Origin of the sequence: Pseudomonas frederiksbergensis, from assembly GCF_035751725.1 — a bacterium.
GTDB classification, from domain to species: Bacteria; Pseudomonadota; Gammaproteobacteria; order Pseudomonadales; family Pseudomonadaceae; genus Aquipseudomonas; species Aquipseudomonas frederiksbergensis_A.
This window is the reverse complement of the sequence record NZ_CP142104.1, coordinates 4994565-5007954: the sequence shown is the minus strand read 5'-3', so window position 1 is coordinate 5007954 and position 13390 is coordinate 4994565. Positions and strand designations below refer to the sequence as shown.

Here is a 13390-nt window from a genome sequence, read left to right as displayed (position 1 = left end):
GGCAGTTTGCCCGAAGGCAGCCGAAGCGGCAATAACACCGCTTGATCCCTGCGGGAGCGAGCTTGCTCGCAATGGCGGCGCGTCAGTTGGCATGGATGTCGCCTGGCGAATCGCTATCGCGAGCAAGGTTTTGGGATATCAGGCGGGACCGTCGAGATCCAGGTGCAGGTTGTCGATCAACCGTGTCGTGCCCAGGAAAGCGGCGGCCAGGATGACCAGGTCGCGATCCTCGCTCACAGCCGGGCGCAAGGTCTTGGCGTGGCGGATTTCCAGGTAGTCGGGGCGCAGGCCGGCCGCTTCGAGTTGCTTGAGGTGCTCGCCGATCAAGGCCGGATAATCTCGATGACCTTGCTGGATAGCTTCGGCGATCTGGCTCAGGACGCGGTAGACCACTGGCGCGACGGCGCGCTGCTCAGGGCTGAGGAAGCCGTTGCGCGACGACAGCGCCAGGCCGTCTTCGGCGCGAACGGTCGGCTCGCCGATGATCTGGATCGGCATGTTCAGGTCATGGACCAGGGCGCGGATCACCGCCAGTTGCTGGAAGTCTTTCTGGCCGAACACTGCCAGGTCCGGCTGGACCATGTTGAACAACTTGCTGACCACCGTTGCCACACCCTCGAAATGCCCCGGACGGCTGGCGCCGCAGAGGCCTTCGGACAACTGCGGCACGCTGACCCGAGTCTGTCCGGCCATGCCGTCGGGATACATCTCCTCGACACTGGGCGCGAACAGCAGGTGGCACCCGGCCTGGAGCAGTTTTTCCTGGTCGGCGGCGAGGGTACGGGGATATTTGTCCAGGTCTTCGCCCGCGCCGAATTGCAGCGGGTTGACGAAGATACTCGCCACGACGAAATCGGCTCGCTGCGAGGCTTTGGTCACCAGGGCCATGTGCCCGCTGTGCAGGTTGCCCATGGTCGGGACGAAGGCGATGCGCTTGCCCTCGCCGCGGGCGCGGGCCACGGCGGCCCGGAGTTCGCGTACGGTCTTGACGGTGTTCATGCGGAGAATCCGTGTTCTGCGCCCGGGAAGGATGCGGCCTTCACTTCGGCGACATAGGCTTGCAGGGCTGCCTGGATAGAAGGTTGTCCAGCCATGAAGTTTTTCACGAATTTCGGCACGCGACCGGTGATCGACAGCCCGAGCATGTCGTGGAGCACCAGCACTTGGCCGTCGGTGGCGTTGCCGGCGCCGATGCCGATCACCGGGATGTTCACCGCCTGGGTAATTTCCTGGGCCAACTCGCTTGGCACGCATTCGAGCAGCAGCATGGCCGCCCCGGCCTGTTCCAGCGCAATTGCATCGGCACGCATCTGCCGCGCCTGGTTTTCGCTGCGGCCCTGGACTTTGTAGCCCCCGAGGATATTCACCGCCTGGGGAGTAAGGCCCAGGTGCGCGCACACCGGGATACCACGCTCGGCCAGCAGGCGGATCGAGTCGGCCAGCCACAACGCGCCTTCGATCTTGACCATGTGCGCGCCGGCCTGCATCAGCATGGCGCTGTTGGTCATGGTTTGTTCGAGGGTGGCGTAGGCCATGAAGGGCAGGTCGGCGAGGATCAGCGCATCGGTGTTACCGCGTTTGACGGCGGCTACGTGATAGGCCATCTCGGCGGTTGTCACCGGCAAGGTGCTGTCGTGACCTTGCAGCACCATGCCGAGGGAATCGCCCACCAGCAACACTTCGACACCGGCCTCGTTGCAGGCATGGGCGAAGGTGGCGTCATAGCAGGTCAGCATGGTGATTTTTTCACCTTTTTGCTTGAGACCTTGCAGCGTGGTCAGGGTAATAGCTGGCATGAAAAAGTCCTCATTAGGCGCTCGAATACAGGCGCACCTTCTAAGCGTGGTGCTTGTAAGGCCTGGATTGCGCCCATTAGCGCCGCGTTGGCGGCGACGGGACGCCTATAGTCGTGAGGAGTACCGGGGAAGTCAATTGGATGTGTTACCGCCGGGTGTTACCGTGGTTACTGATGCGTTTCAGCGTCGAGGGGCGTTCCGGATCTGACTGCCTGGTCCCGGATCCCATAGGTGGATCTGTGTCAGTTCGGGGCTAGGCGTTCCAGTCCTGCGAATGGGCACGCTGCAAGGAGGTCCCGTAGCAGGCGTCCATCAGCCAGGCGCAGGTCGGCGGGCGCCAACTCTGCCAGGGGATAAAGTACGAAGGCCCGGGCTTGCATGTGGTAGTGCGGGACCTTGAGGCGGGGTTCGTCGATCAGCCGATCACCAAACAGCAGGATATCCAGGTCCAGCGTCCTCGGACCCCAGCGCTCCAGGCGCTCGCGACCCTGTCCGGTTTCGATCGCTTGCAGCGCATCGAGCAGGTCCAGCGGTGCCAGGCGGCTGTCCAGCGCCGCCACCGCGTTGGTGTAGCGCGGCTGGCCGGGCAGTAGGGAATCGCTTTGATAAAACGCCGAAACCCCAACCAGTTGGGTGTCAGGCAATTGCGCCAGTGCCTGGATGGCGCTGCGCAATTGTTCGGTGGGCTCGGCCAGGTTGCTGCCCATGCCGATGTAGATGCGTTCCATCGCTTATTCGCCCGAGGCGCTCGGTACACCGGCACGCTTGCGCTTGGCACCGCTGCTGCGACGGCGCTTGCGCGGGCCACTGGTGCCGTCATCCTTGCCGCTGAGCTCACGGATCATGTCGCGGCGTTCGCTTTCATTGGCGTCCTGGTAATCGGTCCACCACTCGCCCAGGCCATCGGTCTGTTCGCCGGCGCTTTCGCGCAGCAGAAGGAAGTCGTAGCCGGCGCGGAAACGTGGATTGTCCAGCAGCAGGTCGGCACGTTTGCCGCTGCGCCGGGGCAGGCGTTCCTGCATGTCCCAGATCTCGCGGATCGGCATCGTGAAGCGTTTTGGAATGGCAATGCGCTGGCACTGTTCGGCGATCAGCTCGTGAGCGGCTTCCTGCATCGCCGGGATCGGCGGCATGCCGCGTTCCTGCAGCCGCAAAACGCGGGCGGGAAGGGCCGGCCAGAGCAAGGCGGCGAACAGGAACGCCGGGGTTACCGGCTTGTTCTGCTTGATGCGCAGGTCGGTGTTGATCAGTGCTTCGCTGATCAAGGTGTGGGTGTAGGTCGGGTTGTATTCCAGCGCCTCGGCACTGGCCGGGAACAGCGGGTCGAACAGTTGCAGGTCGACGAGCATCTCGAAGGTGTCTGCGGCGTTGCCCGAAAGGAACAGCTTGAGCACTTCTTCGAACAGGCGCGCCGAGGGAATTTCCCTGAGCATGGGGGCCAGGTCGCGAATCGGCAGGGCGCTGTGCTTCTCGATGCCGAAATCCAGCTTGGCGGCAAAGCGCACGGCCCGCAGCATGCGCACCGGGTCTTCCTGGTAGCGCTGCTTGGGGTCGCCGATCAGGCGAATGAGCCGATTCCGGATGTCGTGTACGCCATTGGCGTAATCGAGGATGCGCTCGCTGACCGGATCGTAATACAAGGCGTTGATGGTGAAGTCACGGCGTTGCGCGTCTTCTTCCAGCGTGCCGTAGACGTTATCGCGCAGGATGCGTCCGCTTTCGTTGCGAGAAGACTGGTTGCTGTCTTCGTCTTCATCACTCTGCGGATGGTTGGCACGGAACGTCGCCACTTCGATGATTTCGCGGCCGAAGTGGATGTGCACCAGCTTGAAGCGGCGCCCGATGATTCGCGCGTTGCGGAATTCGGCGCGTATCTGCTCAGGAGTGGCGCTGGTGGCGACGTCGAAATCCTTGGGGGTGATGTTGAGCAGCATGTCGCGCACGCACCCACCGACCAGATAAGCCTGGTAGCCGGCGTTCTGCAGGCGTTCGACGATGTTCACCGCGTAACGGCTGAATTGTGCCTTTTGCAACGAATGCTGGCCGCTATTGAGCACTTCAGGCGTGCTGCGTATGTGTTGCGTACGACGCAAGGGAGAACGGAATGACTGGAACAGCTTCTTCAGCATGGGATGCACTGTTTGAAGGAATATTCGGCCATAAACGAAGAATGGCCGCATGATGGGCGGGGATTCTAGCATTTAGTCGAGGGATGGTGTAGGACACAGAAGTTTTGAGTTGCAAGCTTCGAGCGACAAGCTTGTAGGACGCGGGGAAGGCGGAACGACAGAAACCACAAGGGGAGCCGAAGCTCCCCCAGAATTAGTTGCGTGCTCTGTTTTTATTATTGGTTTCGGGCTTCTTGTTTTTGTTGAGTGCCCGCGCCACGAGGTTTTCCCTTCGTGACCCTCCCAATCGGGAGCCAAGAGCAAACGGATTGCTTTGGTCGCTGTGTTGCAGTGATCAATCGATCCAACCAGTTCAGGCACCTGTCTTGAGACAGTTTTTATTGTTCTCGGCCTGGTTGTGGGGCAAGCCCCAAATACAACGCCTCTCCAAAAGAATCAGTTAGCTACGCCTCTCGCCGTCTTGTTTTTATTGTGCGTGAGTCGATTCGTCTTATTTTTATTGTCTTGTGCATTGCTTGTTGTTGTTCTTGTACCAAAGCTATAGCAGGGTGCGTGCCAACTTTTGCAAGGCCCCGCGAAACCGGGGGTTCCGTGGTCATGTCGCGTTTTTCGGGGCGAAAAAAAACCGGGGTTTCGTTACCGTAAACCCCGGCTTTTGTTACGTGAAAAAGCTGAGGTAACAGTTTTTTCACATCCAGCGGTGTTACCTGGGCACCTCAGCTTTCGCTGGTAGCCCCGGTCTTGCGCCGTGGAATCCCCAGGCGCTGACGGCGTTCCCACAGGCATTTTCGGCTTACGCCCAGCTTGCGTGCCAGTTCCGTCTCGGTCATGTGGTCCTGGTGCTCCAGGACGAAATGCTGGAAGTAGTCTTCCAGTGACAGGTCCTCGGTGGGCTCATGGCTGGTGTTGTTCGCGCCGTTCTGTTGCGGCGCCAGCCCGATGAACTCTTCATCGTCCAGGTCGCTCAGCTCGATATCGATGCCCAGCAGGTCGGCAGAGATTTCCGGGCTCTCGCACAGGATCACCGCGCGCTCCACGGCGTTTTCCAGCTCCCGCACGTTACCGGGCCAGGCGTAATGACGAATCGCCTGCTCGGCGTCCGGGGCAAACTTAAGGTCGGTGCGGTTGACCCGCGCGCTCTGGCGGGCAAGGAACGCATTGGCGATTTCATTGACGTCCGCACCACGTTCGCGCAGGGGCGGCAACTTCAGCGCGATGACGTGCAGGCGATAATATAAGTCTTCGCGGAACTGACCGATCTTCGCCAGGTTTTTGAGGTCCCGATGGGTCGCCGCGATCAGGCGCACATCGACCTTCTGCGATTGCACGGAGCCGACTCGACGAATCTCGCCTTCCTGCAGCACGCGTAGCAGCCGCGCCTGGGCTTCCAGGGGGAGCTCGCCGATCTCATCGAGAAACAACGTGCCGCCGTCCGCCGCTTCAACGAGGCCGGCGCGTCCGGCGCTGGCGCCTGTGAACGCACCTTTTTCATGGCCGAACAGCTCGGACTCGATCAGGCTTTCCGGAATGGCTGCGCAGTTCACCGAGATCATCGGGGCCTTGGCTCGGCGGGACAGGTTGTGCAGCGCCCTGGCCACCAGTTCCTTGCCGGTGCCGGACTCACCCTGGATCAGCACATTGGAGTCGGTCGGTGCCACTTTTCGGATCTTGCCGTAGAGGTCCTGCATTGGCGGGCAAGAGCCGATGATGCCGATTTCGCCGTTACTGTTGCTGGCGCCCACTTTACCGGACGCCACGGCTTTGCCGTTCGTCGCGTCCGTAGGTTGGCTGCTCGCCGTCTGTCGGTCTCGCAGTATTCGGGCCACGGCCTGGAGCATCTCGTCGTGATCGAAAGGCTTGGCGATGTAATCCACCGCGCCCATCTTCATCGAATCGACCGCCGAGCGAAGGCTGGCGTAACTGGTCATGATCAGCACGGGCGTGCCCTGGCCGAGCTTGATCAGCTCGGTACCCGGGGCGCCAGGCAGGCGCAAGTCACTGACGATGAGGTCAAACGTCGGAATACTGAAGCGTTCTTGTGCTTCCTGCACGGAACCGGCTTCGCTGACCTGGTACTGGTTGCGTTCCAGCAGGCGGCGCAAGGCGGAGCGGATAATTGTTTCGTCTTCGACGATCAAAATGTGCGGCATTGATTCGATTCTCTCGACGGTCTCAGTTCACAGCGGACGTCGCTTCGACATGACGCGGCAAGGTCACCCGGATACGGGTGCCGCGTTGGCTCTGAACATCGGCCGGGCTGTCGATGGTGATTTGTCCATAATGCTCTTCAACGATGGAATAGACCAGTGCAAGGCCCAGACCGGTGCCTTCGCCAGGATCCTTGGTGGTGAAGAAGGGTTCGAACAATCGGTCCATGATGTTCTGTGGAATACCGCTGCCTTCGTCTTCGACGATCAGATCGACGGTGTGTTCGAAAGCCTCGCTCTTGACCCGTACCGCGCTGCCGGCCGGTGAGGCGTCGCGCGCGTTGGACAGCAGGTTGATCAGCACCTGGGCGAGCCGTTGGGGGTCGCCGTCGACCCAGTGTTCCGGGTCGCACAGGTTGAAGAACTGGACTTCAAAGTTGCGCCGGTTGAGCGCCAGCAGGCCGATGGCGTCCTGGGCCACTTCGGCCAGGCATACCGGCTCGTCGTTGTGCTGGTGACCGCCGGCATGGGCGAAGCTCATCAGCGATTGGACGATGCGCGACACGCGCTTGGTCTGCTCGAGGATCTGGCCGCTGATTTCCGTCAGTTCGCCGTCGTCCTCGCGCTCTTCGCGCAGGTTTTGCGCCAGGCAGGCGATGCCGGTGATCGGGTTGCCGATTTCGTGGGCCACTCCGGCGGCCAGTCGACCGATACTGGCCAGGCGCTCGGAGTGGACCAGCTTGTCTTCGAGCATCTGAGTGTCGGTCAGGTCTTCCACCAGCAGCACCAGGCCGCTGTTGCCTGGTGCCAACGGCTCGTCGATTGCTGCCTTGTGCAGGTTCAGCCAGCGGGTCTGGCCGTCCAGGGCAAGGTGCTGTTTGTGCAGATGCTCGTCCGGCAGGTCAATGAAACCCTGCAGCAAGCCTTTCCATGGCTCGCCCAGCGTGCTCAGGCGCGAGCCGACCACCCGCTGGGCGGCGATTCCGGTCAGCTCTTCCATGGCCCGGTTCCACATCAGGATCTCCTGATCCTTGGCCAGGGAACACACGCCCATCGGCAGTTCCTGCAAGGTCTGGCGGTGGTAACGGCGCAAGGCGTCCAGTTCGGCGGCCAGGCCGGTGAGGCGCGAGTGGTAATCCTCCAGGCGGCTCTCGATGAAATGAATGTCTTCGGTGACATAGTTCTCGCCGCCGGCCTTGTAGGGCAGGAACGTCTCGACCATGTCCTGGGCCACGCTGGGGCCCATCAGGCCGGACAGGTTGGCTTCGATCCGGTCCCGCAGGCGACGCAAGGCATACGGGCGACGTTCATCGAAGGGCAGGTAGAGATCGCGCAGAGCCTGCTCGACTTCTTTTTGCGCGGCCTTGGCGCCGAGGGGCTTGGCCAGTTGGGTGGCGAATTCCTGGGGCGAGGCCGCGTGCAGTTCACGGCGTTGCGGGCGTCGCACGTTATCCACCGCGCAGGCTTCGGCGGCGCTGGCTTCTTCGCTGCTGGCGTTGGTGAACAGTGAAATCAGGGTGAACATCAACACGTTTGCCGCCAGCGAGGCGATGGCCGCCATGTGCCAACTGGTGTCGTCGAGCACATAGATCATGTTCAGCAGGGGGATATAGAAGCCCTGCAGGTTGCCCATCAACGGCAGCAGCATCGCCACCAGCCAGACCAGGATTCCCGCCAGCAATCCGGCGATGAAGCCGCGCCGGTTGGCGGTCGGCCAATACAGCACCGACAACACGCCGGGCAGGAATTGCAGGGTGGCGACGAACGCGACGATGCCCAGGTTCGCCAGGTCCTGCCCGTCACCTAGCATGAGGTAGAACCCGTAGCCGGCCATGATGATCGCGACGATCAGCGCACGGCGGGTCCATTTCAGCCAGCGGTAGATGTTTCCTTCCGCAGGTGGCTGGTAGAGCGGCAGCACCAGGTGGTTGAGGGCCATGCCCGACAGCGCCAGCGTGGTCACGATGATCAGGCCACTGGCTGCTGAAAGGCCGCCGACATAGGCCAGCAAGGCCAGCGCCTCGTTATTGGCTGCGATGCCGATGCCGAGGGTGAAGTACTCCGGATTGGTGCTGGCGCCCAGCTTCAGTCCCGCCCACAGGATCAGCGGCACCGCCAGGCTCATCAACAGCAGGAACAACGGCAGGCCCCAACTGGCGCTGACTAGCGAGCGCGGATTGAGATTCTCCGTGAAGGTCATGTGGTACATGTGCGGCATCACGATCGCCGAGGCGAAGAACACCAGCAGCAGCGTGCGCCACGGGCCTTCTTGCAGCGGTGTATGCAAGGCGGCAAGGGCGGTCTGGTTCTGCAGCAGCCAAAGCTCGAGCTGCTGCGGGCCATCGAACACGCCATACAGGGCATAGAGCCCAACGCCGCCGATGGCGATCAGCTTGATCACCGACTCAAAGGCGATCGCAAAGACCAGGCCTTCATGTTTCTCCCGGGTGGCGATGTGCCGCGAGCCGAAGAAAATCGTGAACAGGATGATCAGGACGCAGAAACTCAAGGCGACGCGGTGTTGCACCGGTTCACGGGTCAGGATACTGATGGAATCGGCGACGGCTTGCATTTGCAGCGCCAGCAAGGGCAACACGCCGACCAGCATGAAGATCGTCGTCAGCGCGCCAGCCCAGGTACTGCGGAAACGAAAGGCGAACAGGTCGGCCAACGAAGACAGTTGGTAGGTGCGAGTGATTTTCAGGATCGGATAGAGCAACACCGGCGCCAACAGGAACGCGCCGGACACCCCGAGGTAACTGGACAGGAAACCATAGCCGTACTGGTACGCCAGGCCGACAGTGCCATAGAACGCCCATGCACTGGCATACACACCCAGCGACAGCGTATAGGTCAGCGGGTGGCGAATGATCGCGCGCGGGATCATGCCTCGTTCGCTGATCCAGGCCACGCCGAACAGCACTGCCAGGTAGGCGGCGCTGATCAGGATCATCTGGGTCAGGCTAAAGCTCATCGGCATCTTTTTGGCTCTGCAGGATGAAGGTCACGACGATCAGGATCAGCCAGAGCAGATACGGTCGATACCAGGCACCCGTGGCATCGATCCACCAATCCATGATGGCCGGGGAGAACAGGTAAATCCCCACTACCAGGAGCAGGACCAAGCGATAGATGTACATCCCGGCCTCTCTTTTTTAAGCACGTGCCCGAAAACGTGCGGCGATGGTAACGGATGGGCGCCAAGCTGCAAGGGCCGTCAACGTATTTGCGCTTCGGGCATGCTCAGCGTGTGAGGGATCTTGCCCGCATCCCAATGAAGAATGCCCCAGGCCAGCAACTCCTGTGGGCTGGCATCGACCAGTTCCGGCGCCGGTTGCTGGCCGAGTGCGCGTAGCGCCCTTAGCAGCAGTGGTGTTGCCTGATCGGCCGTCAGGGGTGGCGAGCGATAGGATTTGCCGAGTTTGTGCCCGTCCGGCTGGGTGATGAGCGGCACATGCAGATAACGCGGTTGTGGCAACCCCAGCAGTTCCTGCAAGTACAGTTGGCGCGGCGTGGAGTCCAGCAGGTCGGCGCCGCGGACAATATCGGTGACACCCTGCCAGGCGTCATCCAGGACCACCGCCATTTGGTAGGCATAGAGCCCGTCGCGACGACGAATCACGAAGTCGCCGGCCTCGCGGCCCAAGTGTTGGCGAAATTCGCCTTGGACGCGATCGACGAAGTGGTATTGGAGTTCGGGAACACGCAGCCGGATCGCGGCGTCCCCAGTATCGTGACCGGCGTTGCGGCACAGTCCCGGATAAATACCTTGGTACGGTTCCAGTTGCTTGCGCGAGCAGGTGCAGGCGTAGGCCAGGCCTTGGCTGAGCAACCGATCGATAACCTGCTGGTAGGCGTCGTGGCGCTCGCTCTGGCGCACCATTTCGCCGTCCCACTCAAATCCGTAGCTTTCCAGCGCCTTGAGAATCGCTACTTGCGCGCCGGGCTCTTCCCGGGGCGGGTCGAGGTCTTCCATGCGCAACAACCAGCGTCCGCCCACGGCCCGGGCGTCGAGATACGATGCCAGCGCGGCGACCAGCGAGCCGAAATGCAGGTGACCGCTGGGGGTGGGTGCGAAGCGTCCGATGTAGTCAGTCATAGGGCGAATGTTACTGGGTGCGGGCGGTTGGCATGCAATTTGGACAACGAAGCATATTCCCTTGTGGGGGCGGGCTCACCAGGCTTGGGGAAAGCATCGCAAACAAAAAACGGAGCGTATGAACGCTCCGTTTCGATGACAGCCCCGGCGATTACTTGCCGACCTGTTTTTCCTTGATTTCCGCGAGGGTCTTGCAGTCGACGCACATATCGGCGGTCGGACGCGCTTCCAGTCGCTTGACGCCAATCTCGACGCCGCAGGACTCGCACCAGCCGTATTCTTCGTCTTCGATCAGTTGCAGCGTCTTGTCAATTTTCTTGATCAGCTTGCGTTCACGGTCGCGGGCACGCAGTTCCAGGCTGAATTCTTCTTCCTGGCTGGCACGGTCGGCCGGGTCAGGGAAGTTGGCAGCGTCGTCCTTCATATGGTCAACCGTGCGGTCGACTTCCTGCATCAAGTCCTGTTTCCACTTGTTCAGGATCTTGGTGAAGTGCGCGCGCATGGGGGCGCCCATGTACTCCTCGCCCTCTTTCGGGACATACGACTCGAACCCGCTGAGCGATTGATTTTGATTCTGCTTTGCTTGGGTGGGCATGAATGGACCGCCTCTACTCTTGTAATCCACTACGCAGGATTGCTCCATCACCGACACCTGCCGGCCCTGCGGCTGCAAGCGGGCGAACTTACCAGATCAAATCAGCCCGCGCTACTCCCGGTTGTCGAGCCTGGAGCGGCTGGGGCCTGCAAACCGTGGCCGGCTCCGGTCCGGTGGGGTTGCAAACCTGCTCAGTACTTGATTTTAGTCAAGCCTGGGTTTAACGCTGGACTGATTTCCAGCGATCTACGGGCTAGGACCGTTTTAGCTTTGCGCTCGTTCCCGCACCCGTTCCGGAGTTGGGTAGAATCGGTTCTTTTTTCGCGAAGGACGGCCCAATGGCCCAGCCCTACAGCGCACGCAGTCGTGCCATCGAACCTTTCCATGTGATGGCGCTGCTGGCGCGTGCCAACGAATTGCAGGCCGCCGGGCACGACGTCATTCACCTGGAGATCGGCGAGCCGGACTTCACCACCGCCGAACCGATCATCCAGGCCGGCCAGGCTGCCCTGGCGGCGGGCAAGACCCGCTACACCGCGGCCCGGGGCATTCCGGAGTTGCGCGAGGCCATCTCCGGTTTCTATGCGCAACGCTACGGTGTGGACATCGATCCCCGGCGCATCCTGGTTACGCCGGGCGGTTCCGGTGCCTTGCTGCTGGCCAGTGCCTTGCTGGTGGACCCGGGCAAGCACTGGCTGTTGGCCGACCCTGGCTACCCGTGCAACCGCCATTTCCTGCGGCTGATCGAAGGCGCGGCGCAATTGGTGCCGGTGGGACCGGACGTGCGTTACCAACTGACGCCGGATCTCGTGAATCGCCATTGGGACCATGACAGCGTCGGCGCCCTGGTGGCTTCCCCGGCCAACCCGACCGGGACGATTCTCTCCCGCGATGAATTGGCGGGCCTGTCCAAGACGATCAAGAGCCACAACGGCCACTTGGTGGTCGACGAGATCTATCACGGCCTGACCTATGGCACCGACGCCGCCAGCGTGCTGGAAGTCGATGACGATGCGTTCGTCCTCAATAGCTTTTCAAAATATTTCGGCATGACCGGTTGGCGGCTCGGCTGGCTGGTGGCACCTCCGGCGGCCGTCGGTGAGTTGGAGAAGCTCGCGCAAAACCTCTACATCAGTGCTCCAAGCATGGCGCAATACGCGGCGCTGGCCTGTTTCGAGCCAGCGACCATCGAGATTTTCGAGCAACGTCGCGCCGAGTTCGCGTTGCGTCGCGACTTCCTTTTGCCGGCCTTGCGCGAGTTGGGGTTTGGTATTGCGGTAGAGCCGCAAGGCGCGTTCTACCTTTATGCCGACATCAGCGCTTTCGGCGGCGATGCTTTCGCGTTCTGCCAGCACTTTCTTGAAACCGAACACGTGGCGTTCACGCCCGGGCTGGATTTCGGTCGCCATCAGGCCGGGCACCACGTGCGGTTCGTCTATACCCAAAGCCTGCCACGGCTTCAAGAAGCGGTGGAGCGAATTGAACGCGGACTGCGGAGTTGGCAAGGCTGATGCTATTTTTCCCAGCGTTGGAAGAGGGGCGTCTGATTCGGCGTTACAAGCGTTTTCTCGCCGATATCGAGACCGTTCACGGCGAATTGCTGACGATTCATTGTCCCAACACCGGCTCGATGCTCAATTGCATGGCCGAGGGCGCGCGCGTCTGGTTCAGTCGTTCCAACGACCCCAAGCGCAAGTTGCCGGGCACTTGGGAAATAGGCGAAACCCCTCAGGGTCGCTTGGCCTGTATCAATACCGCGCGGGCCAATTCGCTGATCGAGGAGGCGCTGCGGGCCGGCGTCATCGGTGAACTGAACGGCTTCATCGGGCTCAAGCGCGAGGTGGCCTACGGCATGGAGAACAGCCGTATCGACTTTCGACTCGATTACCCGGATCGCAGCTCGGCCTGGGTTGAGGTGAAGAGCGTCACGCTGGGTTTCGGCGGGACGAATGTGGCGGCGTTTCCCGACGCGGTGACCCTGCGCGGCGCCAAGCACCTGCGAGAACTGGCCTGCCTGGCGCGTGAAGGTGTGCGCGCGGTGCAGCTGTATTGCGTGAACCTGAGCGGTATCGAGGCGGTGCGCCCGGCGCAGGAAATCGATCCGGTGTATGCCGCGGCGTTGCGCGAGGCGGTGGCCGCGGGGGTGGAAGTGCTGGCCTATGGTGCCACGCTGACGCCGGAGCAGATGTGGATCGATCGCCCGCTGCCGGTGTTGCTAGAACTCGACCCAGATGCCTTGGTCGTCCTCCCGGCTGTCTAGCGCCGTGAGGAACTGTCCCGCGCAAGGGCCGGCGACGCATTCGCCGCTTTCGATCAGGAACAGTGCGCCATGGGTCGCACATTGGATGAGACTGGCGCTGGCGTCGAGAAACTGGTCGGGTTGCCATTCCAGCGGCACGCCACGATGCGGGCAACGGTTGAGATAGACGTAGGCTTGGCCTGCGCGCCGCACAGCCAGCAACTTGCGCCCATCCATGTCGAAACCGCGACTGCCGCTTTCAGGCAGCTCGGCGGTGGTACAAAGAAATTTCATGTGTGTCTCTAAATGTCATGAGGATGGGCTCTTTGTGGGAACGGCCTGCGTGCGAATGCTGCGTGTCGGTGTTCTTGGTGTGGGCTGGCCC

The 13390-nt window shown here is 61.6% G+C and carries 12 protein-coding genes; 2 read left to right on the top strand and 10 right to left on the bottom strand.

Annotated elements, in window-relative coordinates; all coding sequences use genetic code 11:
* Nucleotides 1-138 precede the first annotated feature (138 nt).
* The 9 genes from panC to dksA form a co-directional block, all read right to left on the bottom strand.
* Nucleotides 139-999, bottom strand: a complete 861-nt coding sequence (gene panC, locus VQ575_RS22410; RefSeq protein WP_039593862.1) for a pantoate--beta-alanine ligase — start codon at nt 997-999, stop codon at nt 139-141.
* Nucleotides 996-1796: a 3-methyl-2-oxobutanoate hydroxymethyltransferase gene (gene panB, locus VQ575_RS22405; protein ID WP_039593861.1), complete on the bottom strand. Its 801-nt coding sequence runs from the start codon at nt 1794-1796 to the stop codon at nt 996-998. Before panB ends, panC begins: the two co-directional genes overlap by 4 nt.
* A gap of 242 nt (nt 1797-2038) precedes the next feature.
* Nucleotides 2039-2524: a 2-amino-4-hydroxy-6-hydroxymethyldihydropteridine diphosphokinase gene (folK, locus tag VQ575_RS22400; protein WP_039593860.1), complete on the bottom strand. Its 486-nt coding sequence runs from the start codon at nt 2522-2524 to the stop codon at nt 2039-2041.
* 3 nt (nt 2525-2527) lie between these two features.
* Complete coding sequence (locus VQ575_RS22395) at nt 2528-3925, bottom strand: polynucleotide adenylyltransferase PcnB (RefSeq protein ID WP_039593859.1); 1398 nt, start codon at nt 3923-3925, stop codon at nt 2528-2530.
* 716 nt (nt 3926-4641) lie between these two features.
* A complete protein-coding gene (locus tag VQ575_RS22390) occupies nt 4642-6075 on the bottom strand; it encodes a sigma-54-dependent transcriptional regulator (RefSeq protein WP_039593858.1) in 1434 nt (477 codons plus the stop codon).
* Between the two features lie 22 nt (nt 6076-6097).
* Nucleotides 6098-9052, bottom strand: a complete 2955-nt coding sequence (locus VQ575_RS22385; RefSeq protein ID WP_162488976.1) for a sensor histidine kinase — start codon at nt 9050-9052, stop codon at nt 6098-6100.
* Nucleotides 9036-9212, bottom strand: a complete 177-nt coding sequence (locus VQ575_RS22380; RefSeq protein ID WP_003176118.1) for a hypothetical protein — start codon at nt 9210-9212, stop codon at nt 9036-9038. The genes VQ575_RS22385 and VQ575_RS22380 overlap by 17 nt, the downstream gene beginning before the upstream one ends.
* A 77-nt stretch (nt 9213-9289) precedes the next feature.
* Nucleotides 9290-10171, bottom strand: coding sequence for a tRNA glutamyl-Q(34) synthetase GluQRS (gluQRS, locus tag VQ575_RS22375; RefSeq protein WP_325918444.1), 882 nt, complete (start codon nt 10169-10171; stop codon nt 9290-9292).
* Nucleotides 10172-10322: 151 nt separating this feature from the next.
* Complete coding sequence (gene dksA, locus VQ575_RS22370; RefSeq protein ID WP_039593855.1) at nt 10323-10766, bottom strand: RNA polymerase-binding protein DksA; 444 nt, start codon at nt 10764-10766, stop codon at nt 10323-10325.
* 338 nt (nt 10767-11104) lie between these two features.
* On the opposite strand from dksA, the gene VQ575_RS22365 reads away from it, so the two are divergent.
* On the top strand, nt 11105-12277 hold the full coding sequence (locus VQ575_RS22365; RefSeq protein WP_325918443.1) for a pyridoxal phosphate-dependent aminotransferase: 1173 nt from the start codon (nt 11105-11107) through the stop codon (nt 12275-12277).
* Complete coding sequence (gene sfsA / locus VQ575_RS22360; protein WP_039593853.1) at nt 12277-13026, top strand: DNA/RNA nuclease SfsA; 750 nt, start codon at nt 12277-12279, stop codon at nt 13024-13026. The genes VQ575_RS22365 and sfsA overlap by 1 nt, the downstream gene beginning before the upstream one ends.
* Here the strand turns inward: sfsA and VQ575_RS22355 are convergent.
* The gene (locus VQ575_RS22355) at nt 12982-13299 is read right to left on the bottom strand and encodes a Rieske (2Fe-2S) protein (RefSeq protein WP_039593852.1); all 318 of its coding nucleotides are present in this window, start codon (nt 13297-13299) and stop codon (nt 12982-12984) included. The genes sfsA and VQ575_RS22355 overlap by 45 nt on opposite strands.
* Nucleotides 13300-13390: the final 91 nt, after the last annotated feature.